Origin of the sequence: Lentisphaera marina (assembly GCF_028745505.1) — a bacterium.
In the GTDB taxonomy this organism is placed as follows: domain Bacteria; phylum Verrucomicrobiota; class Lentisphaeria; order Lentisphaerales; family Lentisphaeraceae; genus Lentisphaera; species Lentisphaera marina.
The window spans coordinates 2,529,515-2,554,184 of record NZ_JAQZZL010000001.1 but is presented as its reverse complement, the minus strand read 5'-3'; the positions used below and the strand labels follow the sequence as shown (position 1 = coordinate 2,554,184).

At 40.6% G+C, this 24,670-nt stretch carries 15 protein-coding genes; 3 read left to right on the top strand and 12 right to left on the bottom strand.

Features of this window, described 5'->3' with window-relative positions:
* The first annotated feature begins 12 nt into the window (after positions 1-12).
* Positions 13-786, top strand: coding sequence for a type II secretion system protein (locus tag PQO01_RS10215; protein ID WP_274313911.1), 774 nt, complete (start codon positions 13-15; stop codon positions 784-786).
* Between the two features lie 354 nt (positions 787-1,140).
* Here PQO01_RS10215 and PQO01_RS10210 read toward each other — a convergent pair whose 3' ends face one another.
* From PQO01_RS10210 to PQO01_RS10155, 12 genes are all read right to left on the bottom strand, one after another.
* Entirely contained in the window at positions 1,141-2,295 is a 1,155-nt protein-coding gene (locus PQO01_RS10210) for a Gfo/Idh/MocA family protein (RefSeq protein ID WP_274313910.1), read from the bottom strand.
* A gap of 92 nt (positions 2,296-2,387) precedes the next feature.
* Positions 2,388-3,401, bottom strand: a complete 1,014-nt coding sequence (locus PQO01_RS10205) for a Gfo/Idh/MocA family protein (RefSeq protein ID WP_274313909.1) — start codon at positions 3,399-3,401, stop codon at positions 2,388-2,390.
* 53 nt (positions 3,402-3,454) lie between these two features.
* Entirely contained in the window at positions 3,455-5,668 is a 2,214-nt protein-coding gene (locus PQO01_RS10200) for a hypothetical protein (RefSeq protein WP_274313908.1), read from the bottom strand.
* Between the two features lie 168 nt (positions 5,669-5,836).
* On the bottom strand, positions 5,837-6,151 hold the full coding sequence (gene rhaM / locus PQO01_RS10195; RefSeq protein ID WP_274313907.1) for an L-rhamnose mutarotase: 315 nt from the start codon (positions 6,149-6,151) through the stop codon (positions 5,837-5,839).
* 13 nt (positions 6,152-6,164) lie between these two features.
* On the bottom strand, positions 6,165-8,255 hold the full coding sequence (locus PQO01_RS10190) for a DUF1961 family protein (protein WP_274313906.1): 2,091 nt from the start codon (positions 8,253-8,255) through the stop codon (positions 6,165-6,167).
* A 99-nt stretch (positions 8,256-8,354) separates the two neighbouring features.
* Positions 8,355-9,902, bottom strand: coding sequence for a sulfatase family protein (locus PQO01_RS10185; protein WP_274313905.1), 1,548 nt, complete (start codon positions 9,900-9,902; stop codon positions 8,355-8,357).
* 16 nt (positions 9,903-9,918) lie between these two features.
* Positions 9,919-13,200, bottom strand: a complete 3,282-nt coding sequence (locus PQO01_RS10180; RefSeq protein WP_274313904.1) for a 3-keto-alpha-glucoside-1,2-lyase-like domain-containing protein — start codon at positions 13,198-13,200, stop codon at positions 9,919-9,921.
* Position 13,201: 1 nt separating this feature from the next.
* Positions 13,202-14,815 carry a GDSL-type esterase/lipase family protein gene (locus tag PQO01_RS10175; protein ID WP_274313903.1) on the bottom strand — a complete coding sequence of 538 codons (1,614 nt, stop codon included), beginning with the start codon at positions 14,813-14,815 and terminating at the stop codon, positions 13,202-13,204.
* A 16-nt stretch (positions 14,816-14,831) separates the two neighbouring features.
* Positions 14,832-17,483, bottom strand: coding sequence for a hypothetical protein (locus PQO01_RS10170; RefSeq protein ID WP_274313902.1), 2,652 nt, complete (start codon positions 17,481-17,483; stop codon positions 14,832-14,834).
* 56 nt (positions 17,484-17,539) lie between these two features.
* Positions 17,540-18,247 carry a type II secretion system protein gene (locus PQO01_RS10165; protein WP_274313901.1) on the bottom strand — a complete coding sequence of 236 codons (708 nt, stop codon included), beginning with the start codon at positions 18,245-18,247 and terminating at the stop codon, positions 17,540-17,542.
* Positions 18,248-18,260: 13 nt separating this feature from the next.
* The gene (locus tag PQO01_RS10160; RefSeq protein WP_274313900.1) at positions 18,261-20,618 is read right to left on the bottom strand and encodes a sodium:solute symporter family transporter; all 2,358 of its coding nucleotides are present in this window, start codon (positions 20,616-20,618) and stop codon (positions 18,261-18,263) included.
* Between the two features lie 382 nt (positions 20,619-21,000).
* Positions 21,001-22,014, bottom strand: coding sequence for a LacI family DNA-binding transcriptional regulator (locus tag PQO01_RS10155; protein WP_274313899.1), 1,014 nt, complete (start codon positions 22,012-22,014; stop codon positions 21,001-21,003).
* Between the two features lie 76 nt (positions 22,015-22,090).
* Between PQO01_RS10155 and PQO01_RS10150 the strand changes: the two genes are divergently transcribed.
* Both PQO01_RS10150 and PQO01_RS10145 read left to right on the top strand, forming a co-directional pair.
* Positions 22,091-22,315: an FGGY-family carbohydrate kinase gene (locus PQO01_RS10150; protein ID WP_476408967.1), complete on the top strand. Its 225-nt coding sequence runs from the start codon at positions 22,091-22,093 to the stop codon at positions 22,313-22,315.
* 461 nt (positions 22,316-22,776) lie between these two features.
* The gene (locus tag PQO01_RS10145; protein WP_274313897.1) at positions 22,777-24,120 is read left to right on the top strand and encodes an ATP-binding protein; all 1,344 of its coding nucleotides are present in this window, start codon (positions 22,777-22,779) and stop codon (positions 24,118-24,120) included.
* The last annotated feature ends 550 nt before the right edge of the window (positions 24,121-24,670 follow it).

Genomic DNA, 24,670 nt, shown 5'->3' with positions numbered 1-24,670 from the left:
ATAGGATTGATTATGAAAAAATTTACTTTGATAGAACTTTTAGTTGTGATTGCGATCATTGGGATCTTGGCTTCCCTTATGCTACCTAATTTGAAGAAATCTAGGTTTAAAGCACGATTGGTAGGCTGTACAGAGAATATGCGCCAAAACGGTTTAGCTCTATACTCTTACACGAATGATAACAATGATTACTGGCCTCAACGCACGATGGCCCGTCTTGACAATCTGGAACCGAGCTCCAAGGGAAGATCTCTGTTGGTCGACTATATATCAATCAAAAGCTTTTTTTGTCCCTTGAATCAGCCTAAAAGTTGGAATCCGGAAAGCGCTAGTGGCAATCTTGCGGGAGCATACGAAATGTACTACGGCCAACAGTTGATCAGTGGTAATGGTTATCGCAACACGGCTCTTTTAAAGGTGGGGGATCGTATTACTTGGGGCTGGGATGGTATAAATAACTCCTTCAGTGTTTTACTTGCCGATAATGATCTATATATCCCCGGAGGTGATGGTCTATGGGCAAGTTCGCACCCTGATAATGCTGGAGGCATGTCCAGTGAGGAACTTGCTGGGGCTAATAAATCAGTTTTCTATAAGAGTTACGTTGCTCGCGGTACATTAGATCGTAATTTTCTCTATGAGGATGGATCAGTCAAGCGAGTAAACAATATTATGGCCCCTGGAGCACCAACATCTGCTCATGACCCAAGAATGGCTCGGCTACGAGCAATGAATAATCAGAGTTACGGTAAAGTAGCAGTTTATCTGCCCGTGGAAATAGATTAGCTGAAAGACTTGTTAAGGTTTTATCGCTATGGACTCATGCGCTAAAGAAAAACGACTGGGCATGATGCCTTTGACGAGCCCAATACAGCGGGTAACATCATTAAGACTGCATGGAATCTCCTCTTGAATAAGGTCTTTCACAAAACTCTGTGTATGTCTACAAGAAGCGAGTCATGGCGGCCTTACAAAAAGAAATCGCTTACCTGGATGAGGAGTTGAGGTAAATCATTTTCAACTCATTTCTTAATTAAGCTTAATTGAAATGAGTTGTTTTAAAAATAGAATGATATTCAATCGTAAAGGGATTTAATCTTAAAATCCCCCTTCAAATATTAACTGGCATGCACAGATATATTAATTGAATTTATAGCCTATTTCACTAAATAAAGCACCTTTAGATGAAGCTTCTTTTAAAGCAGGTAACAAACCTTTTACCACTAAGTGTTCATTATCTTTAATTACGGTTTCGTATACGAGGTCATTAGCAAAATCGTTAGCTTTATTCTGTGAGTGAAGACGATTGATGAATAAAGTGTGTGAGCGAGCTATTGAGAGGTCACAAATAAATGAATCATGTCCATTAATTTTATCCACTACTGCAGGAATAATATTATTTCTTCCAGTCCATGTGTCATTATGTTCTAGTTCAGTAATGAGTTTATTATCAAGATCGTAAACCTTATTTGAATCACATGCCAAAACTATTTTATATTTATCTGTTTTTATACTGACTATGGGCTCAAAGTTCTCGGCGCTGGCATGTGTTACAGTGTAGTGAAATTGAATTCCACTATTAGTTTTTGCACGACAAATAAGTGTGTCGAATGTCTCTATTTGGTATGCTCTATAAGACTCGGCGTCAATGGTGGCAATACTGGCGCTACTTTTAAAGTTTTCACCTACAAGATATAAACCGAGGTTCATATAATGAGCAAGAGCATTATTGGCAGGAGAGTCAAAAATCATTGAATCACCGGACTTTAGGCGACCAGCCCAATTGTTCCTTCTATAATACATTTTTGGACGTGGCCAGCTTCCAAGTACAGAGACTGATTTAACCTCACCCCATTCCTTGGTGAGGAGTTTCTTTTTGATTTCCTGTATATCGTTTCGGTAAATATCCTGAAAGCCAACGGCTACAATTTTACCAGTTCTCTTGGAGGCTTCCATCATAGTATCTACTTCTTCGACTGTGCCGGCAGCTGGTTTTTCGACCATTACATGGGCTCCCGCTTCCATAGCGGCTATACTTAATGAGGCGTGTGTTTCTATCCCGGTTGGGATGCAGACTAAATCAAGTTGACCTTTCATGGATGAAAACATTGATTCGGCATCTGAAAAAACTTGTCCACCAGATTCTATGATTTCCTCATAAACATCGGGGCATTTAGATGGGGTTCTAATAACTGCCGCAATTACTTTTACATCTTTTGTTTTTTCTGAGTTTTTGCAAAGATCATAAATGATTTTACCGTATCCAGAAACACCGATTATTGCAATTTTCAACATCTGTAAATCCTTTGTTCTTTATTAAATTAGTTATTCGTCTTAGGTCGAAAAATTTTAGTTTTTTAAGTCCCGTACAAGCCTTCTTAAAGCCCTTATGTTTTGTCCCATGGAGCCTTTTTTATTATCATTTTTTCCTCAGTGTCTGCAGCATCCCGAGCAGATAGTCCTAAATGGCTAAGATGAAAACTACGTCGAGTTTCTGCTGTGATTTCTCCAGTTCCGGATTTTGGGAATGTTCTCATTAGGGGTGGGTAATAGGGCGATTTGTCATCAAAACTTGTGATTTTACTATGACCTGATGAGTCGATAATAGTACATTCTCCACGGTCCATTGAGGCCTCGATAATTCCTGAAGTTCCGACAATGCGAATCCAGTCGTCACCGTGACCGTCTGCTGATAATGGACGTAAGTAGTCAACGCTAGCCGTTGCGAGAGTTCCGTTTTTAAACTTGATTGATAGGGTACAAGAATCCTCTATCTCTGGGAATTGAGGGTGAGCCAGGTTGGCGTGCATTGCAGAAAGGCTTGTGCATGGAGAATCCGATACAGAATTAATAAAATCTAATGCGTGGATGCCTATCCATGGAATGGTTCCGCCATAGCTTGAACGTTTACATAACCATTCATCGCGAGTGTGGCCAAATTTATAGGATTTTCTCGCATTCAATAAGCTTACCTCACCAATTCTGCCAGCATCAATTTGTTGCTTGGCAAAGGCCAATACGGGGTGGTTGCGGTTTGGGAGCATGGCAATGCATTGTGTGCGATTTTTAGTAATAGTTTTCCAGAGTAGCAAGAGAGCTTCATGTTCGAGTGCTAGGGGTTTTTCGCAAATGCTATGACAACCTGCATTGGAGGCATCAATAGCGAGGCTGGTGATTTTATCTAAACGAGTACTAATTGTAACGACATCGGGTTTTTCTTGCTCGAGCATCTTGAGGTGATCGTCATACACTGTAGCTTTGTTATATTGATTAGTCATTGAGCTCAAGTCCTCACCCTCAAAGCCGGGGGCAATTGCCACAAGTTCTAGATCGTTCATTTTATCTGTTTCCTGAAGGACGTGAACGTGGTGCCCCCAGTTTCCAATTATTGCTAGTTTCATCTTAGTATTCTCTTTTTAAGCGTGTTTTAGAAGTTATGGTTTATCATCTTTACTCAATGTGTGATTTTGGCCTTTCTGAAGTCGTAATTTTGATGAACGGGGCCAACGCTTACTTTAACTTGATCATCTTCAAATTGATTATTGAGGTAGGGGCTCTTGAAGGCCCACGAGGGACGTAAGTTAATGACCTGCCCATTAATCTTTGGCAGTTTAAAGTCCCTGTGTGTATGAGGGTCGTAGAGAAAGCATTCCAATTGCGGGCTATTAGGACTGGCTTGATAGACTATACGATTTGCTTCGATGGTCAATGGATTGGCTAAGACTGTCTTTTGAAAAGCCTCGAATGAATCGTGACTATCTTTATCACCACTGTGTATCAAGTAGCGTGTACTCGTGGCGATCTCTGGGCTTTTTAGAGGACTGGCCAGTTCACCACTTTCGTCCCACGTATAGCCACCATTAATAAATTTAACGGCCGCATAAGCCTTACCATTACTTGCGAAGATCCAGCCATCTTGCTCTATTTTTTTTAGTTTTTTTCCGTGGAAGCGCATGCTTACTGTATTGGTGTGGTAGGAGCCCATGCCTTTAGGCTGATTATCAATGCGTTGAATAAAGAGTACATTTTCGTGTTGAAAGCTCCAGTGAGGGTGTTGTGGGCGGCCTCCTTTCGGTACTTGGATCTCTGGGAAAATGGCACAGATTTCATCGTCGGTACGCTTACTTAAGGACGGAGTTAGAGTCTGGCGGGCATCGGGATCATCGAATAAAATTCCATACCAACGGTTTTGTCGGCTAATGCCACTATACTTTAGTATGGCTTTACCACTATCAGGCGATGTTATGCTTAAGGCTGGGTTTTGCAATGTACTGCCCATGATGTAATGAGGGGTACGGTAGGCATAATTAATAAGAGCGGAATCACTCGTGTAAGCTGTGAAATTATCTTTTTTGAGTGATTTTAATTCACCAAGAATGCGATTTTCAATAACAAAGGGTTCAGGCGCCGGCAATTCAGTTTTGCGTAATAAGATTGCCGCTGCTGGCAGTTGGTAGCTACTGGTTTCGATTACTTTCGAATGACTAGATCCAGCATATAGGCCTTCAGGAGCATAGAGAAGATTTTTATACGTTTCGAAACTGTTTTTTCCGTATCCCGCTCGGCTGCGACCACCCCCACGACGACCATTAACGGAGATTTGGGCCTCTTCGATAAAGGCTATATCCATGAGCATGCCAAAGCGTTTACGAACGAGTGGATCCAGTGAGAGATCTTGCATATTAAACAAGGAGGGCCAAGAATACTTTTGATAGGTATCTGAACCGATTTCAAACCACAGACCACTTTTAATGCGTTGCACAGGCCATTCTTGGAAAAAGCGATTGTAGGCATCGTAATGTTCGAGTGCAGTGTACCCATCGTTATATTTTCGTTCTTTAAATTCGGGGTCGTTTTTTAGTAGGCCGGCTACCAAATAATAAACAGGGCGAAGGGTTAGGTCATGATTTTCAGTGCCATAGAGCACAAGTAGATTATCTAAGGAAGCATCCTTTACCCGGCTCATTTCTTTTACCACTAACCAAAGAGCCTCTTTCATAGCCTTTTCTGTTGTGGGTTTTAAGCGACCTGGGAAGTGAGTGCTTTTAGAATTAAAGAGAGAGAGGATTCGAACATAATCAGTGATGGCAAAATATGCCCAAGGGGAATACTTTCCGTAATTTTCAGGAAGAAAAACAAAGCCTTTTTCTGAGTTCAGATTGCTAATCGTTTCAGTGAAATTTTGACTACGATCTAATAAGCGTTGATTAGCTAGGTCGATTTTTTCGTTTTGGTAGAGAGCACAGAGTTCCCACATGGTGTCACCCCAAGCTCCGCCGGGCCAAGAGGTCTTTTTAGTAAGGACTTTCTCTCGTGCTTTTTGACGTAAGCTTAGTGAGGCTTTATGGGTATCTATTATGGCAGATAGTTGTTTAGGAGTGTAATTGGCTAAGGGTTTTGGTTTTGGTCTTACAGCAAGTTCAAGCGCTATCAATGGTTTGAAAACAAATGTGAACATAGAGTTATTTAAAGGAGCTTCATCATTCCAAGATGAAATGTCTCTTGACGAAACAGATGTGTCGTGAGTTTTTGTTTCGTAATTAATCTTGTTATTCCAGCTTACTCGATAAACAAGCATTTTACCTAATCTCAGCCCGGCATACGATAATACATAAAAGGCCAGAAGAATTATAAGAATGAGCTTTTTATTATTTGTTGTTTTGTTCATTGATCATTGATCCGTTTGAAATTAATAAGAGAAAGTCCATGAATACTTCAAAAAATTAAAAATATTATTACTTTGGTCATTTCTTGAAAATAATAAATTATTCAGTTGTAACTCTTTTGTTGTATTTAATTGTTTCATTAAAACGTGATAGTGGTTGTTTGGAGGGGCTTATTCATGAAAAAACATTTCTTTGAGTTCTATGCACACGGGTGAATTGTCAGGATTTGTTTCCATGATATCAGCCATGTAATCCCACCATTTTTTCACAATCTCTGTTTGTGGAAGTTCTTTTGCGCTGTTATGGGCACTCAATTTTTGTACCGCAAAAAGGCTTAAGCTTTCTTCATCTAAGAAGATTGAGTAATCAGATATACCAGCATTGCTCAGAGCTTGGCTGAGTTCCGGCCAAATCTCGTCATGACGCTTTTTGTATTCATTCTCGAAACCAGGTTTCAACTGCATTTTAAAGGCTACTCTTTGCATCTTATTTACTCCTTTATTGTGGGACACTAATTTTAAAGTCTTTGTAGATGGCGGAACGAGTGAACATGTGACGTAGACCAATTCTACCAGATTCAATTCCCGGAGCTTCTGTATTATTCCAATGGAAGTAAGCGGTCTGATGATTATTAGAGATCTTCATAAATAGTTGTTGATCTTTTTTAATGATCGTGAAGTGATGTTTTTCTCCTGGTTTAAATAGGCCTGTATTGAAATAGTCTGGCTCAAGATCTGTGTTTTCTAGGCCTTCACTATTTGGAATGTAACGTCTTGCTCTTATGTAATCTTCATTTAAATCATCAGTGTTATTAAATGCAGCAAAACTAATATGATAGGTATTCATATGGTTAAAATACATTTTCATGGCAGGAGTTGTGCGTAAGTTATTCCATTCGCTTATATCCTTTGAGTAGGGGGCCTTGCCTGATCCTGTAGCTTGTATATAAATAATATTGACACAACGGGTTGCGAAATCAGTACGAGTGTAATCAAATTCAATTTTTAGATCTCCAGTAAATTCTTCCTTAGTCCATAAAACCATGTGGTGGTCATCGTTTAAGAATTGTGGACCAGCAGCGAGCTGCATGCCATTGGCACGATTGGTAACGGCGGCAATTTTACCATCGAGAAACCACTTCTCTTGCCAGTTTTCTGTACAAGGGTCATTAAAAACCTCTTTCCAGTTTTGATTTATTGCGGTGTCGAATGCGTTTTTATCTTGTTCATGACTCATGTTTATTTCCTTGCTAATTAAATCAAAATTTTGCGCAAATCTCTGGCCGATTGTAATAGTGTTTTCTAAATTGTAGTGGCCGCCGTTTATAAGTGGATTTAAATCATCTGTATCAAAACAGGCAACAGAGGCCATTTCTTGGGCTAAATCTGCTTGGGCTTTGCGAACCAATTGGGCTTCTTTGCCCTTGCCGTAAAAATTGCGCACTCGGGCTATGATAAAAGGCATATTGGGAGAATTGAACCTTAGACGTATATCCTTTATAAAATTAGAAAGATTCTTTTTATATTCAGCTCCCTTTTGTTCCTTTCCATCGCTTTCTCCCTGAAGCCAAAGCATCCCCGTTATCTCATAGGGTATTTTTTTATTTTCGAGATCAGCTAGAGCGCCATAGCTCGCTTTCATAAAGTTGATATATTGTCTTCCTGTAGACGGAGCCCACTTCTTATAAAGGTTAGTGCCATTTGCTGCATATTTGACTAGGCGAATATCGTCATCCGGTAAGACTTTGGTAATGGCATGCCCAAAGCCGATTTCTGGGCCAATTCGATAGGCAGGAGCTAAAGCCACCCATTTGTTTCGCCTGTAGTCCCAAGTCTTAACTTTTGAATAAGCCTGATTGTAGGGGGCATTTAAGCCACCCCCGTAAACTTGTCCCACCATGTTTGATTGCCCGGCGAGTAGAAATACTTTGATTGGATTATTGCCATTATGGAGGTAAAAAAATAAATCCGGTGCAACGGACTCTAATTCTTTTATGATGATAGAGGCAATGGCCTGGGCGCCCTTTGGGCTAAAGTGGGTGGTGTCTGTCGGTTCAAAATTGTATGTCTGACTTTCCTTTTCTCCGATTTGATTGTGATGGGCAATGCTGATGGTATTGAGATCTAAAAAGGGGACTTTTTGCTCTTTTGCAAGAGCTTTTGCACTGAGCGCAAAATTCGGTAAAATGCGACTTTCATTGCCATTAAAAGTTCTTGGTAAAATTTTGCCATCTTCATCAAAGTTACGACGAGTTACAGAACTTAAAATAATAGCTTTTGAACCGGCCTTCTTGATTCGCAGTACATAATTTTTGAGTTTTTTAGCGTAGGCTTTGGCATCGTAGACTTTCATGTCATTATGTCCAAATTGAACTAATACGTAATCAGGTTTCTTTGCGAGCAGGTCGTCTAAACGCCTGGACAGCGAGTCGAGGGTGGCACCATTTTTTGCGTAGTTGAGTACGGTAACATTTTTGTTGACTTGTTTGGCGAAGGCGGGCCCCCAACCATAAGTTGTAGCTACAGTCGAATCACCAATAAGGCCGATTACTAAATTTTTCTCTATTTCAGCCTGAAGGATTCCGCTCATGCAGAAAGTGCTTAATAATAGGGTGATATAAGTTTTTATCATGCTTGTTCTCACGGTTTAACAGTTTTTGAGTAGATCAATTTCTCGTATTTACATCAATCATTTTGAGGAAACTGATTTCTTCTCACGAGGGAGTTGATTGGGGAGTTGTTTCATTTTAAAGTCAAAGTTATCGGCAGGGACTTTGTATTGAGTTTTAAGTTTTCTTAACTCTTCTTTTAAGTCTTTAATGATATTGGCATACTCAGGGTTATTGAATTCACTTTTCATTTCATGAGGATCTTTTTCTAAATCAAAGAGCTCCCATTCTTCTTCATTTGGGACATCCCTACCATAAAAACGGATAAGTTTATATCTTTTCGTCGATACCCCTTCATGACGTCGTACACTATGTGTCCCGGGATATTGGTAATATCTGTAATAGAGTGAGCTTCTCCAATCGGCGGGTGTTTTACCTTTCATGAGCGGCACAAGACTTTTACCTTGCAGGTCATTGGGGATATCTGCCTTGGCCATATCTAAAAAGGTGGCTGCAAAATCTATGTTTTGAACTAAGTCAGCATTGCGTGTACCTGCCTTAACAATCCCCGGCCAGCGTACAAGGAGTGGCGTTCGGTAAGATTCTTCATACATAAACCTTTTATCAAACCAGCCATGTTCACCTAAGTAAAAACCCTGATCAGATGAGTACATAACAATGGTGTTTTCATTTAGACCTGATTGCTTTAAGTAATCCATAAGTCTGCCTATGTTCTCATCAACACCATGTACACACGCTAGGTAATCCTTCATGTAAGCTTGGTATTTCCAACGAATAAGATCTTTGCCTTTATATGTATTTTGTTTAAAATCTTGAGTGCGCTCATCAAAACCATTTCGGCCAACCTTATTATCATATTCAATCCTCATGGATTTTTCAATGCTTAAATCTTGTTTATGAGCTGCAAGGCCTCGTCCCTCATAGTTGTCAAAAAGGTTATGGGGTTCAGGAAAAACTCTGTCTTTGAAGGCTTCAATATTGCGCGGAGCAGGCGTCCAATTTCTGTGTGGAGCTTTGTAATGAACCATCAACATAAATGGTTTATCATCGCGGTCATTTTTCAACCAGCGCAAGGCTCGATCTGTGATAATATCCGTTGAATGTCCCTTATACTTCGTCTTACCACCCTTGGTGATAAAATCCGGATGCACATACTTTCCCTGACCAGGAAGAACTTCCCAATAATCGAAACCTTGCATGGCGCCATTTAAATGAATTTTTCCAACCATAGCTGTCTGGTAGCCATGTTTTTGTAAGACTTTTTGAAATTGATTTTGATCATGGTTAAAGCGATCGCCATTGTGGTATTTACCATTCATATGACTGTGTTTACCTGTGAGCAAAGTTGCTCTGCTTGGCGCACAGATTGAGTTGGCCACATAGGCTCGATCAAAAATCATCCCTTCTTTGGCTAATTGGTCTAAATGTGGTGTGATATTCTCTTTCTCGAATCGTCCACCGTAAGCACCAATGGCATTGGGGGCATGATCATCAGAAAATATCCAGACAATATTCGGTCTTTGTTCTGCGTAAATCAGATTTATGCCAGCGATTAACGTTAAAAGTAAGGATGTCAATCGTTTAATTATAAGTGAATTTTTAAACATATGATTTTCCACTCTATTAATTATTCTTACCTAGATTTCTGATCTTAATATTTTTAAAAGCAACCACGGCGCCATGATCCTGTAAGCCGATATGTCCTTTGGCTGTTTGGCCATAAGCTTTTGTATCTTTGAATTTGCTTTTTGCCACACGCTTGTTCCAGTCCGCAGAACCGATTTCATACTCATATACTTTTTTGCCATTGAACCAATGCGTTGCCTTACCATCTTGCATGCGAATGCGAACATGGTTCCAGTCATTTACGTGCAGTACTTTCTCCCCTTCAATGTTATAGAGATTAAATAAACCCGCTGCTGATTTATTCTTATTCCCAGGAGTATTTTCAATTTGCATTTCTGGAGCAACTTTCCAAATGGGGCCTTCGAGTGCTGGATTAACTCTTAGGAAAATACCACTATTGCCCGTCGTTTTCCATTCCAGAACCAATTCGTAATTTTCATAAGCTTGACTTGTATAGATGTCATGACCTTTTTCCTTAAGGAGCAATGTCCCATCTTCAACAACCCACTTATCTTCTTTGAGGGGCTTTTTTGTTTTCCAGTTATGCCAATTCTTTGTTGTCTTACCGTCGAAAAGTAGCTCCCAGCCATCTTTCTTTTCAGCATCACTTAGACGATTATCTAGATTTTCTGACTTGATAGAATGGAGCGTGTTATCGATCTTGCCGGTAATGATATGGCCATCTGCAGCTTTGATATTGTATTGGATTTCCATCATGTGAACAGGCCTTAAATCAGGAATACTCAAACGAACAGTTTTACCATCCTTCAAGAGTTCAGCTTTCTTAACTTGAAAACCTTTCTGTGGCATTTCTGGTGATCCGTAATCTTGGCTCCATTTAATATTCCAGGCTTTGATAGAAAAATTAGCAATATCTTGAGCGAAAGCTTTATCTAATTTTTGACTAAAACTTATGTCTAGCGCACCTTCTGCTGATTTTAAGCCTATTGCCATGTAGAGCTTTTTCCCTGTGTAACGAATACGATCGAAGCCACCATCTTTATCTGCATTTGACTGCCAACCATTTAAACCGGACAAATAGACCTGGCCATCTTTAGAGTTCACACGGGCACGCATCGCGCTGCTGGTAAGCTTAAAAGGAAGGTTGACGACTCCTCCTTGCATGATCCCATTTTTCTTTTCCTTTAAAACCAGGTAAACTTTGCTTTGTCCATATGAAAGATGCAGGAGTTCACCTGATAAAGGCCCCCAATTTTCACCTGTCCAAACCTGACCACCGCCAGAATTGTCTACTTGTCTTTTTTTGCTGAGCCATGCCAGTGGTTTAGGCATTTCACTGTGGTCAACCATCTCTTCGATATTGCCACCCTCAGCTTTGATTTTTTCAGCCCACCTTTTCGGGCGCATGGGAAGAAAATAACGTGCAATAGGCTCGGTCTTGAGTTTCTGGGTGCCACGGTAAGTATCTACTACGCCGTGGAACTTGTCGGGTTCTACCCAGTGGATGGGACTAGCGGAAACAAAACTTCCCTCGTTATCTCCACAGGTAACTTGACCGTTTGCTGCTATGCCAATGCCATTGGGAGCGCGAAAACCTGAAGCGTAAATGCTCATCTTTTGTCCATCTGGACTAACCTTCATAATGGTACCATGATGACGCCCAATTCTTTGAAAGCCATGTCCACCAGGATTCACAGGACTTCCGAAACTGAAAAAGAAGTCACCTTTTGGGCCGACCTGTAAGTCAAAGCAGAAGGCGTGAAAGGCCTCGGTCAGATCCCAATCATTATTAAAGTTTTCGTAGAAGTCGGCTTCGCCATCATTATTCAAATCGTGAAAACGGGTGATTTGATCATCACCTACCGTGTAGATAACTTCGTCAACTATTTTTAGACCAAGTGGTTCGTGAAGCCCTGTCGCATAGCGCTTCCAAGTCAAGTTTTTTAAACCTTGGTCAATACCGCTTACAATCCAAACGTCGCCATCCCAGGTACATAGTGCAGCACGTGTGCCGTCGGCGAAAAAATCGAAGGCACCGATTCTCATTCTTCCTTCATATTCATTATCATAAGGGAGGGTGATACGGTCGAGGACATAAGCTGATTGAGTATCTGTCGATAATTGGCCTGTTGTTTTGAATTCTTTAGGCCATTGAATATTTCCACCATGGGTGAATGCCAGTAAATCCTCGGCTTTGCCAGCTAAAGATTTGAATGAAAGGTTTAAGTCTTTCTGACCAGCCCAAAAGATCAATTTTAATTTAGAGTCACCTTCAGGTATGTTTAAATAAATGATATTATTTTCTATACCAAATTTCGCTTGTTTTGATTTTTCGGATAGTTCTATAAATGTCGGTTCTGAATTGCCTTTAGTGAAAAAGCTCACTACACCATCTTCAATTTTGGCATTTTCAGCTTCAGCTAAAATGATTTTTTCAGCTTTGGCACCACTTATATTTAAGGTTCTTGTGATAGCTCCTTTATTGACTCCGGCGATAAAACCTGGGCTATCGTAAACGACAGCATCGCCCACTGTGTACTTGAAAATAACTTTTTCATCGTAGAGATAATAACCCTTGAAGTGAGCCCAATGTTTAGGTAAGGGGCCCATTGCGGGATAAGTTTCATACTTTTGTTCACGTGGGTCGGTCAAATTGCCTTCGTGACTCCAACCATTTCGTGACCCTGATTTAAGTAAGTGTTGATGGCGTTTATTTAAACTTGGCATATGACCATTTTTAAAAGGTAGGCCTTTAATGGCTACACTTGGGGATTTTCCTGCCAACCAAATAGAGCCATAGCTCATCGTGTCGCTATCGAAGACGATTCCATTTTTGCGATTTTTTCCTAAGGGAACGATATGTGATCTGCTAACAATATGCTTGGTGCCTTGTAAATCTTCTCCTAGATCAATCGTTGCACCAACAACTGGACCGTAGTTGTTGTGAAGAACTCCCATACCTTCTGGTACTTTTACGATCTTATCTTTTGGCGCTTTGTTAGTCGTTAGGTAGATAGCTATCTTTTTAATCTGTTCGTCAGTTAAATCCAAGGCGCCTCCACGAGGAGGCATTTGGGCGAGTGATTTGGAATCCGGCCCACTTCCCGCGATAACAAATTTTACGATGCCTTTAACATCTTTCTTTTTGACTAAATCCGACTCCCATAAGTTAGGGAATACACCGCCGAGCCCTTTGAGGTCGGGCCCATGACATGAGGCACATTTCGCTTTGATAAGTTTAGGTATATCGATGTCCTTGCCAGCAAGCGTTAAGGAAGTAATAAGTAATAGACTTAAAGAATAAATATTATTTAGCATTTTATTTTTCCATAATTTTAGTAAGTGTGGTAAACATTTCTTTTGCCCAAATTGAATACCCCTTTTCGTTTAGGTGTAAAAGATCGGGCATGACTGATATGGGCAGGGCACCATTTTCATTTAAAAAAGCCTGATTAATATTCAGATAAATAATTTTATCTCCATCAGCTAGTGTTTCTAAAATCTTGTTGACACGTGTAATTTTTTCCCACTGTGCATTCATTGTGGCCACTTTTAGACCACGCTTTATTTTTGTTCTTTGATCATATGATCCGCGTGGGAAAATACCCAATAGCAAGATTTTCGTTTCAGGTAGTTTTCTCAGAAGAGTTTGGATTATCGTTTCCACGCCTTCAGCAATCTCTTTATCGGTGTATTCATCATTATTGGAATTATTAGTCCCGGCCAGAACCACAGCAACTTTTGGTGTGATTTTATCCAGTGTATGATGTTCCAATCGCCAAATAATATTTTCTGTTTTGTCAGCAGGGTTACCGAGATTCAAGACTTGTTCTTCTGCAAACAGATTACTGAGAATTTTTTCATGCTTATTCCAGCCATGGGTGATAGAATCACCAATAAGTAAGATGTCTACTTTTTCTTTTTTTCGAAGATTTTTTTCTCTTTTGGCATGATTTTTCAACCAGGCTTCATTTCTTGGAGTGGGGCGAGTTGAAGAGTTGTCTAATTTTTTTAGTTCATTAGTGTTAAAAAATGTAAATTTTTCACTATTTTCTGGCATCTTGAGAGTCGGCTGACCACTAAGGAAACCATGCTTTATGAGGAATTTATCTGTTTCGATGAGCATGGCTCTTTGCCATTGTTCTTGATGATTCCAAAAACCATGGTCTTCGTTTTGTGCAATCTTGACTTCAATATTTTTTACACCTAGTGACTTCCATTTCGCATAGGCGATGTCCCAGCCTTTTTTCCAATTGTCATTCTCGCCCCAGAAGACGATGGAAGGTGCTAAGTCGGCTTTAAGGTGATCCATTAGGTAGATTTCGGGAGATCTGTGGTCAGCACGGGAAAAAGCAGGGTTAACCCATATATAAGCGACGACGGATGTATCGATATCCATCGGGTCAGACGGATCGTTGAGATCAGCGTTCATGGTGGCGAGTGCACTGATGTGACCGCCAGCACTGGTTCCTCCGGTAATGATACGGTTGGGATCGATACCGAATTCGTCGGCGTGTTGCTTGAACCAACGGATGGCACTCTTGGCATCGATGACGCATACACGTTTGTGTGTGTCGCCTGTAGCACACAGTTTGCCGGCTTCGGCTTTGCTGATTTTAAGCATTTGGTAATTTGCTGTGGCACAGACGAGTCCTCGACTGGCAAAATAGGCACACGTCCTGCGGAATTCTGCTAGAGACCCTCCGAGCCAGGCACCGCCATGAAAAAGGATTATGCCAGGGACTTTAGATTTTTTAGGGTCGTAATTCGGTGGGAAGTAGACCTCCATCTTGCGTTCATTTCCGCCTGAGGTTTTGTAGATGTATACTTTGCCATCGCCGCGATCGGCTGTGCTAACTTTTACTTGTTCCTGTGCAAATAGATTAAATGTACAGGCCATTAGCAAGATTGAGATTGTGATGATCTTTTTCATTTTATCTTCCTTGTAATTAAAATAATTTATTCCACAATGATTCATTGAAATCGAGTTTGAGCTTTTTGCCGTCGTACTGGATATCAATGATTCCACTACCGTATTTTGATTTGATATAGGGACTGTCGAAGGTCATTGGGTATTCATAGTTGATGGCTTTGCCATCCACAGTGGGGATAGCCGTATTTGCCGCATTAAATTCCATCTCAGAAGCATCTTTATCGGGAGGCGTGAAGGTGAGAATGTTGAAGGTGGGAACCACCGTTTTGTAGAGTTGACAGTCCGACTGCGCTACTTCTTTCATGAAATTTGAAAAGTTGACAAACTGGTTTTTATCACCAGCTTGAATAATGACAGGTGAAAAGCGATTATTAAATTTAATGTATTCATTATTTCTAATCCAGCTGTAGGGCTTGTCCAGCATTTTTACTGTGGGGTCATCTTCATGACTATGAAACAGGATTTGTGTTCCTTTAGACTGTTTTTTCTTTTTTTCGTCTTCAAATTTTTGGTCTCGTAAGATCACTTTAACCGCGGCGTAGACATCTCCTTTTCGTAAAAATATCCAACCATCTTGTTCAATTTTTTCATCCCAGGATTTACCTAAATAAACGCCCATCTCAGTTCTTTGCTTGTATTGGGGATACCAGTCCGGATGGATTGCAGTGTAGCCTCTACTGCGCTGAACAATGAGAGTGTTTTTTGATTGCAGGCTTCGATTCATGACTTCCAATGAGACAGGGTCAGTTTTACCTCTATAATCAGCTTCGGTTGGGAAAGAGACAGGGACAATCTTGGCATTATTATCTGCAGTTAGGGTCATACCATGCCAACGTCCAGCCTTACTCAAATGTGAGTGAATGGCCTGGGGGTGGTCCATTTGCGTGCCTAGTGTATATAGTGGGGTAACGTAGACATATTTGAGGAATCTTGAATTTGGGTTAATTGCTGTGCTTCGTTCTAAGCCCTTAGGCCTTGGTTGTGTGCCTATCTCTTCGCCGATTCCACGGGATTGATAAACAAAGTTATTCATGCCTTCACGATCTAGTGCCATTAACTGCACAAGTTCAGGCAGCTCATAGTCATTGATATTATTCCAGTAATTCCAAATTCCAGTATTGGCAGGTCCACCAAGTAAGAATTCAATCATTCCTCTATTGCACTCAGCTCCTACAGCACGTTTGTGAAACCTTGTTTTTGGTCCACCGGTAATGCCTGCGGCTCCCGCCTGAACCCAGTCAGCCCAATAGAGGGTCATGAAGTTTCCGACGATCTTGCTAAGTTCTTTGTCTCCGCCGTAAGCATATATCAGGTCCACCATATTCATGGTGTGCTTACTGTATATATAGGAGTGTCTTTCCATAAAAAAGCCATGCTTAGCGCGTTCACGAAAGTACTCTTTCAAGAATTTGGTCCAGGCTTTGTAATGGTCCTCGGCATTATATTTTTTACCATCACTTAAATGAGCTCTACCACCACCATGGCGTGAATTGGCATCAATACCTTTGCCATAATACCCGGCGCGACCGTAGTGATAGCCACCGCCGAAGCCATAGTCAGGGTAAACTCTATCTTTGTACTCCGGTTCATTCATAAAAATCCGTGAGCTTACTAAGTTATTAGCTTTTGCACTGAGGTCATGATTCTCGCTGCCATCCATCCACCAAGTGCTTTGTCGTGCCCAATGGATATCGTTTTTTAGTACGGTTCTATCCCAAAGAGTCTTGAGTAGTAAGGTTTCGGTCTCTGGCTCGAGGCGACCCTTGAATTTGCCGCAGCGATTTGAGAATAATAAGTAGGTGCGACAGATGACTTGTGTTTCCCACAAGCCCCAGGGGTTTGTTTTTCCCCATCCAATGAGGCTTTCACGTACTAACTTATTGGCTTTGGCTAAATCTTTATTAAGGTAGAGCAGGGCAAATGCACTGACCATGGGGTGATGAGCTTTCTTTGCCGATGCTTCAAAAGCTCTATTGATACGAGTTTGTTTGGTGGCTTTTTGTTCAGCTATAATCTGAGTGATGGTCTTGTCAGTGATGCCAATAACTTTTTCCCCATTATCAAAACGGATAAAATCGAATTTGATTTTTGCGTCTTTGGCAAATTTGGGAGCTTCGAATAAGCAAAGTTTGATGGTGTTTAAATCAAACTTCTCACTTTTCTTAAGGTTCTTCAATGGGAGGACAAATTTTCCCCATTTGCCCTTGGTGTTAATACCTTCTAGGGTTGTTGTTGCCACATTGTCTTTTGAGTCGACAATTTGAACTTTCCAGCTCGTTTGAACCTTAGCAAGATTCTCTGTTTTTAGGGAAAATTTAACGCTGTAATTTTCATCAAGTTCGTTATAAAGACCCCACAAATTGGTCATGAAACCGAATTGTGATCCCCGAGCTACTTTTGATGGTGTGTAGACAATGCTAAAATCACCATTTTTTTTATCACTGAAATCATGAGAGAAAGCCGGATGCTGATCACGCTGATATGCGTTTTTAAAATATTCCGGTACAGCTAAGCGTTGCTTTAAGTCACTCTCGAGTTGCTGAGAAGCATCTGCTGTTCCGAAAAGCTGAATTTCTGGTGCGTAAAAGTTATCGAGATACTTATCACTTTCGGCGTAAGAGCAAAAAGTAAGGGCAGTCGCTGCCAGAGTTGCTATTGTTTTTTTCATTAAAATTCTCGCCTTAAATCTATCTTTTAAATAATTGTTATTTTTGAGTGTTATTATTACTGAATTTCAGCCAAGGCCTGTGCCGCATAAGCCGAATATTTGTTTATCTGAAAATGCCAATGTCTATAGCTATTATTCCAGCCGCTGGGAGTCCTGTAATAGATGGCTTTACCCCTATTGACGCTGCCATCAAGCTGGACCATGTTCGCGTATTCTTGCTCATGCCTAGCGTAAGCTTTATGTTTATGAACCCAGACGAAATCAGCTTTTTCTCCGCTGAAATTTCCTCCACCAGGGTAGCCGTCGTTTTCACCATTATGACCACGATCTATAAATAATAGAGTGTGATTTGGTATCTCTATATCAGTAATTTTTTTGAGCGTATCACCAGCTAGTGAATTATCTTTAGCTAGACTGCCATTATAACCATAAGATGTTCTGATGGAGCCTCCTTGACCTAATCTCTTGTTTTTGTCTTGTGCCAATTCATCAGAAGGACAAAATTTGTGTTCACCTATAGAGCTTGGAATATACTTGTTTATAGTCCATACGCCAAAAACTCTGTATGGTAAAAATCCGTCTGTATCATCTGTATAAATTGCCGTAAACATGCCCCATTGCTTGAGGTTTGATTTGCAAACTGCAGATTTACTTTTTCCCCTAGCATTTTTTAATGTAGGAGCCAGTAAACTGGCGAGAATGCCAATGATGGCAATCACGATGAGTAACTCAATTAAAGTGAATCTTTGTCTTTCTAATCGCATGGTGCTTTCCTCTTTAAGATTTCTCGGGTTTTGGTGGTAGTGAAAAAATGGTTAAACCAGTGAGGTCCTTAGGTTTACTGGGGATGATCCAGCTGAGCAAATAGCCTACGACTAAGCTAGGAACTAGACCTATCGGGGTAAAGAAAAATACGTGTAGATTAAAATTGCTTTTGCAGTAGAGCGTTGCACATATTCCCGCAATGCACCCAGCAATAACACCAGCGGTATTGACTCGTTTGGTCAAGACACCTAATAGGTACATAGAGCTGAGAGGAGCAAAAATAACCCCGAGGATCATTAAGATTAGGTCCCATATGGAGGTGGAGTTACTTTGGGCTAGCAATAAGGACAAAGCTGTGCCAATAATGCCAAGGGCGACGGTAAAGCCTTTGCCCCAAACGATGGCCTGGTGGTCACTAAAATCTTTTTTGAACTTACGGACATAGTCTTCAACTGCGATGTTGGATACGCTGTTTAGCGCGCTGGAGAGAGTAGACATAGTTGCGGCCATCAATGCGGCCACTACAATGCCGGCCAGACCGGTGGGGAGGGTTTGAGCTGCAAAGAGGGGGAAAATCCCATCGGCTTTCATAGCGGGACTAATATCCGCCGGATTGGCATTGTAATAGAGGTAAAGGCAGGTGCCTAAGGCAAATAGGCAGGCATTGAGTGGTATAGCAACGCCTAGTTGAATGAAGGCTGCCTTGCGGGCTTCTTTTTCGGATTTTACGGCTTGGACACGCTGGATGAAATTTTGATCCCCCATGGGAACGGCAATGGATTGTAGCGCGTAAGAGAAGAAGATGATATATATAATTGGCTGCGTTTGATCCCAGGAAAAATCAAATAGCTGTAGTTTATTTTCAGATGAAATGAGTTGCCATGCGTCACTTGCGGAGGTATCCAGTGATATAAAGATCCAGACTACACACATGATCATTGCCAGGAGCATGACAAAGGCTTGAATAACATCCGTCCAAACGACGGCCTCGAAGCCACCCATCATGCAGTAGATTGTCGTCACGGTGCCCATGATGAGGATGCTTACTTCCATGGGGATACCACAAACTGCACTCAAGGCGATTGAGGGCAAGAGCATGACTGTAGCCATTCTTGTTACGAGTTGCATGAAGGCATAAATAAGGCTACCAAACATGCGCATCGCCGGACAATATCGTGCTTCAAGGTATTCAAATGCTGAGGAAAATTGTAGCCTGCGAGTAATGGGGATTACCACAAAAAAAGTTATAGGGAGCAGGATGAATTGCACAAGGCCAATTGAGAGGTAGAGCCAGTTGTCGGTGTAAGCTTGAGCCGGTTGAGCCATGAGACTAACCGCACTCGCACCTGTGGCAAACATACTGATACCAACGGCCCAAGAGGGGAGGCGCTGGCCACCGCGGAAAAAGTCATTACTGTCTTTTTCGCGTTTACTTATGTACCGACCAACCCCGAGCATCATTAAGAAGAACAGACCGACGATGAGGTGATCCCAAATTCCATATTTTGTTTTTGGGAAAATAGCTTCAAATTTATGAGTAGCTTTAGGTGTAACAACAGTAAAGCTTTTATAATCGCTACTAAGAGAAAAGTCGGCTTCAGGTAATGAGGCAATATTGAATTGCACCCATTTTTTCTGGTCGAGGTATAATGCATGAATTTGTTTAGTGTTTTTACTTAAAAAAAGTATGTGGGCATCACCACAGGCAAAGGCTTTTGTTGTTTCAATAGCAATGTTGCTGCTGCCTATTAGATTCCATTTACTTTTATGAGTGTTAAACTCGTAAGCAGTCAGTTTGCCAGATCTGTTCTCATCCGCAAAAACATAAACATTTCCCTTAAGTTGGGCCATGAGTACTTTTTTTGTTTTTTGTGTACTCCAAAGGTTTTGTTTCACCCCGTTACAGTAGAAGATGTTGTTGCCCTCTGTGTCCAGTCCAGTAATATATAATTTATGGTTATTAACACTTATGTCACCATTTGTGATTGGGGCAGGAAGATCTTTGAGATCATTGCGAATTATGCCTCCGTTTACATATTCAAGAGTGAAAGTTTTTGTCCCGTCAACAATATAGAATTTTCCATCGTAGCTCGTAGTCATAGCGTGTTTTGATATTCTCAAAGGCTTGTTTTTGAGCTTAACCCAATTCTTTGAGTCATTTGTAAGTAGGGATAGTTCGCCGCCCTGAATAATGATGTAACCTTCTTTGGTTTGCCAAATGTAGTCTGCTGGAGAGTTTGAAGGGCTTGAAACTAGCTTGGAGTGTTTAAAATAATTCTTAGTATCTCTGTTAGTTTCGGCTTTAATGCTAAATGCAAATAAAATCACTCCATAAATAATTAGTGTTTTTAAGTGAGTTAATTTTAGCATTTGGACCTCTTGAGTATTTGTTTCATTTGTTACATGTTTGTTACATATAAGTGTGTTTTAGCTTAAAGTCAATAGCTTTGTCAATTTTTTTTTGTTTCGTGTTACATAGTTTGATACTTACTAAAAAACATGCTTGCTGGAAATGAAAGGATTTTTTTTTTAGTAACCTATAAATATATAGTTATTTGGGGGGAGATGGGATAAGCGGGGGAGGGGCATGTGGGTACCCTTTCTTAGCTACAACTCGAGTTTGAGTTTAGTTAATAAGGGGGATTAAGACGAGAGTGAGGGCTCTCTATTTAGTAATAATATTCGGGTATTTGTTTGTGAATATATTTAAATACTTCAGTGATTACAGAGTTTTGGAGGGGAGTGAGTCTATTTACTCATTAGAGCTGAGAAGCTTTGTTTCAGTAATGTATTTGATTTTATCCATATCGGGGCTTTTTAAGCGCAAGAGCATTGCTTCGGCGGCAAGTTTGCCAATTTCTCTAGCCTGAATATCAATCTTTATAGTTTCGGTGTCTATAAATTGGCCGTAAGAATCCATGTCTCCAGATATCATGTAGATATCTTTCATGGGAATAGTCCCCCTGCGAGTTAACTCAGCATTTATGTATGGCCCCAATGCATTGGTAATAAAAAGGCCATCGGGACGTGGTGATAGTTCCTCGAAGCTATTTACGACCTCAATAGCCGCCTTGCTTATGTTTTCGGGGGAGGTAGAGGCCCCAAGGTCCTCAGTTTTAATGATAGAATACTTGATTGCTCCAAAAGAAGCGGCGTGTGAAAAGCCTTCGAGTCTTGATTGCCAATAGGGCGGGGAGATACTGGAAAGCTTGTGGCTTATACAGCACACATGTTTGCAGTTTTGTGATTTCAGGTGTTCGTAGGCATTTAATCCTATTTTCCAGTGATCCGGTTGAACTCTGTCTCCGTATTCCGTGTCGCCCGCCTGGAGTAACCATACTGTTGGAGTCTTCTTGACGAGTTCGGCTAGGTGCTTGGGTAATTTTCCTCCGTGTAGGAATACACCATCACATCCTGTTTCTGTAAGGCATTTAGGTATGTCACCATTAGGGTCTATGTAATCAACCACTAAATTGGCTCCTGTGGAACGTAGTGTGTCAGTAATTCCAAGCATCATTTCATGACCTGTAGCAGTCATTGAATCTCTGATGTCGGAAGTCCATAGCATGGTGAAATTGAGCTGGTTTGAGTTTTCGTCGTTTGAGGCTCTTCTTGTTGTTCGTTTTTCAGAATTAAAGTTATTGGCCTTCATAGCTGCATTTATTTTTTCTTCAGCTTCCTTGCTCACAAAACCATTTTTATTTAACATTCGCGACACCGTTGCCGTGGATACTCCTGCGGCTTTGGCTAGTTCTCTGATGGTCATATTTACCCTTCTTAAGTATGGCTAGTATACTGATATGTAATAAGTGTAACATAATACATAGGTATGATTTTTTCAAATAGCTATGAGTTGGCATGAGTTGGAACAAGTCTCTGGACAAAAAGCTCAGCAACTCACCATTCTCGGTGGCGGCGGACGCAATCAACTTCTCGTAGAAATGACCCAAGAACTCTGTGATTGTCCAGTTCGCACGGGGGCCTTTGAAGCGACCTCACATGGCAATGCTGCCATTCAAGCTTACGCATTAGGTTTAATTTCTCGAGAAGCAATAGCCAAGTTATGATTTACAGAATTTGTTAATAAATATGATGTGAGTCTAAAAAATATTTTCTGAGGCGTACTCATCGGTAATTTACTTGCTGTCCTCAATTGGCATTGCCTATGTACTCCCGCCTATTGCTATAAAAGTTCCTTACACTTTGTAATGGGGAAGAGATAAGTATCATGGTCTTTTGGAGCGTTATGTATGGCTTGTTCTTGGATTGATGTTTTTTACTCAGGTTTATTTGCTTATAAAGTTCCAGTTCCCAAGGGGAATTAAAAGTTGTGTGTTCCGCTTTAATGGGATAAGGTTCTTTTAGCACCATAAAATTAAACAGCATGTGTTTTAGTACATTTTTAGAGATAAACACCCTGTACTATAGGACAATTATAATTAAAAACACCCCATACTTTGTTACAAATGAACTTGGTTTAGTATCTTTTTTGATATATGTTAAATATAACACTAAAATGGGAATATCTATGTTTAACAGAACGGTCTGCAGGGAATTGGAACAATGGCGTAAGAGAGCTGACCGAAAACCACTGATTCTTCGTGGCGCACGGCAAGTTGGTAAAACCTCAGCTGTAAATATTTTTTCAGAGTCATTCGATCAATACATATACCTCAACTTGGAAAACAAAGAAGAGCTTGATTTATTTGATCATAATTTGCCTGTAGATGAATTATTTGAGGCTATTTTATTGACAAAGAATATTGAGGTCAATGGTGGTAGTATGCTGCTTTTTATCGACGAAATTCAGAACTCGCCAGCTGCTATTGCGATTCTACGCTATTTTTTTGAGCACTTGCCCCAGGTGCATGTGATTGCAGCCGGATCATTACTAGAAACATTTATTTCCGACAGCCATATCAGCTTTCCAGTAGGCAGAGTCGAGTTTCAATTTATGCACCCCTTAACATTTGAGGAGTTTCTTGAAGCAACAGGAGAGAAGGCCGCATTAAATGCTTATTCGACAACTCCGGTTCCACGATTTTCTGTAGCAAAGCTATTTGATTTATTCCACACATACACATTACTTGGTGGTATGCCCGAGGTAATAGCACGCTATATCACTAAGCGTTCTATTACTTCTCTTAATTCGACATATCAAAATCTCCTCCTTTCATATATTGATGATGCCGGGAAATATGCAAAAAATAGTACACTTAATAAAGTCCTTAAGCATGTAATTCAAACAGCCCCTTTTGAAGCTTCTAAGCGAATCAAATTGGGAGGTTTTGGGAATTCTAACTATAAAGCAAGAGAAGTGGGTGAAGCAGTCAAATCTCTAGAAAGTGCAATGCTTGTAAAGCGGCTTTATCCAAGCGTTTCACTTGAACTTCCAATTATTCCTGACTTTAAAAAACATCCTAAATTGCAGTTCCTTGACACAGGTCTGGTGAACTATTTCGTTGGATTACAACAGCACTACCTGCTTAAAGAAGATCTGCACGGCTTCTATAAAGGATTGATGGCTGAACATATTGTGGCACAGGAGCTAATAGCGGGACAAACTAATCAACTTCAGAAGCTCTGTTTCTGGGTTCGAGAAAGTGCTCGTTCTAATGCTGAAGTTGATTTTCTCATTCAGCATGGCACAGAGCTTATCCCCATAGAAGTTAAGTCAGGAGCTGTTGGTTCGTTAAAGTCGCTTCATCTTTTCATTGATGAGACTGCTTGCAAGTGTGCTGTGAGACTATCTGCTTCAGAATTAAAGCTGGAAACGTGTGTAACTCCCAATGGTAAGGAATTTACCTTAATTAATCTACCTTATTTTTTGACTGCAAAAATAACTGATTACCTTGATCTTTACGATGGATAATCGCTAAGGATTGAGCTGAATGGCACTGAGATGAATACATAGCCCCTTTTTTATTCATGGCCCCATGAAAAAGAAAGAAATTTAACCATGAAGCCATGGAAAAGAAAAGATAGGACGATTTCTTTTTAAACACGACGTTCACAAGGTTTTTATTGGCCGGCCGATAAAAGCATGCAGCGCCAACTTGCATGGACTCTATTAAAAACAAAAGTATAGGCCCTTAGGTCTGATATATATTGGCGTGTAGCGTGAGCCACAGGTACGGGGAAATAGTTTTTATCCGCCCGTATGGCAATAGCTCGCGCATGTGAGTCCGGCATAGAGTGTCGGAACCAAGTTTGGGCCCTTACTTTATTATAAATCAACTTCCATACACCTCACGATGTCCGCTATTTTCTATCGGGCTTACAGCCATGAAATCATAGATCCGGTGGCTCAAATTTGCTACGATTGTATATATTTAGTTGAGCTCATTAGTATGACTATTGCTGCTGATAACTAAGGCTTTATGGTGACAGTGGCTATGTAATGATTTAATTATTTATTATAA

Bases quoted from the DNA above. Each gene is read 5' to 3' on its own strand.
- PQO01_RS10215 (WP_274313911.1), top strand. From the start codon at position 13: ATGAAAAAATTTACTTTGATAGAACTTTTAGTTGTGATTGCGATCATT.
- PQO01_RS10210 (WP_274313910.1), bottom strand. From the start codon at position 2,295: ATGTTGAAAATTGCAATAATCGGTGTTTCTGGATACGGTAAAATCATT.
- PQO01_RS10170 (WP_274313902.1), bottom strand. From the start codon at position 17,483: ATGAAAAAAACAATAGCAACTCTGGCAGCGACTGCCCTTACTTTTTGC.
- PQO01_RS10190 (WP_274313906.1), bottom strand. From the start codon at position 8,255: ATGAGCGGAATCCTTCAGGCTGAAATAGAGAAAAATTTAGTAATCGGC.
- PQO01_RS10175 (WP_274313903.1), bottom strand. From the start codon at position 14,815: ATGAAAAAGATCATCACAATCTCAATCTTGCTAATGGCCTGTACATTT.
- PQO01_RS10185 (WP_274313905.1), bottom strand. From the start codon at position 9,902: ATGTTTAAAAATTCACTTATAATTAAACGATTGACATCCTTACTTTTA.
- PQO01_RS10155 (WP_274313899.1), bottom strand. From the start codon at position 22,014: ATGACCATCAGAGAACTAGCCAAAGCCGCAGGAGTATCCACGGCAACG.
- PQO01_RS10145 (WP_274313897.1), top strand. From the start codon at position 22,777: ATGTTTAACAGAACGGTCTGCAGGGAATTGGAACAATGGCGTAAGAGA.
- PQO01_RS10180 (WP_274313904.1), bottom strand. From the start codon at position 13,200: ATGCTAAATAATATTTATTCTTTAAGTCTATTACTTATTACTTCCTTA.
- PQO01_RS10205 (WP_274313909.1), bottom strand. From the start codon at position 3,401: ATGAAACTAGCAATAATTGGAAACTGGGGGCACCACGTTCACGTCCTT.
- PQO01_RS10160 (WP_274313900.1), bottom strand. From the start codon at position 20,618: ATGCTAAAATTAACTCACTTAAAAACACTAATTATTTATGGAGTGATT.
- PQO01_RS10200 (WP_274313908.1), bottom strand. From the start codon at position 5,668: ATGAACAAAACAACAAATAATAAAAAGCTCATTCTTATAATTCTTCTG.
- rhaM (WP_274313907.1), bottom strand. From the start codon at position 6,151: ATGCAAAGAGTAGCCTTTAAAATGCAGTTGAAACCTGGTTTCGAGAAT.
- PQO01_RS10165 (WP_274313901.1), bottom strand. From the start codon at position 18,247: ATGCGATTAGAAAGACAAAGATTCACTTTAATTGAGTTACTCATCGTG.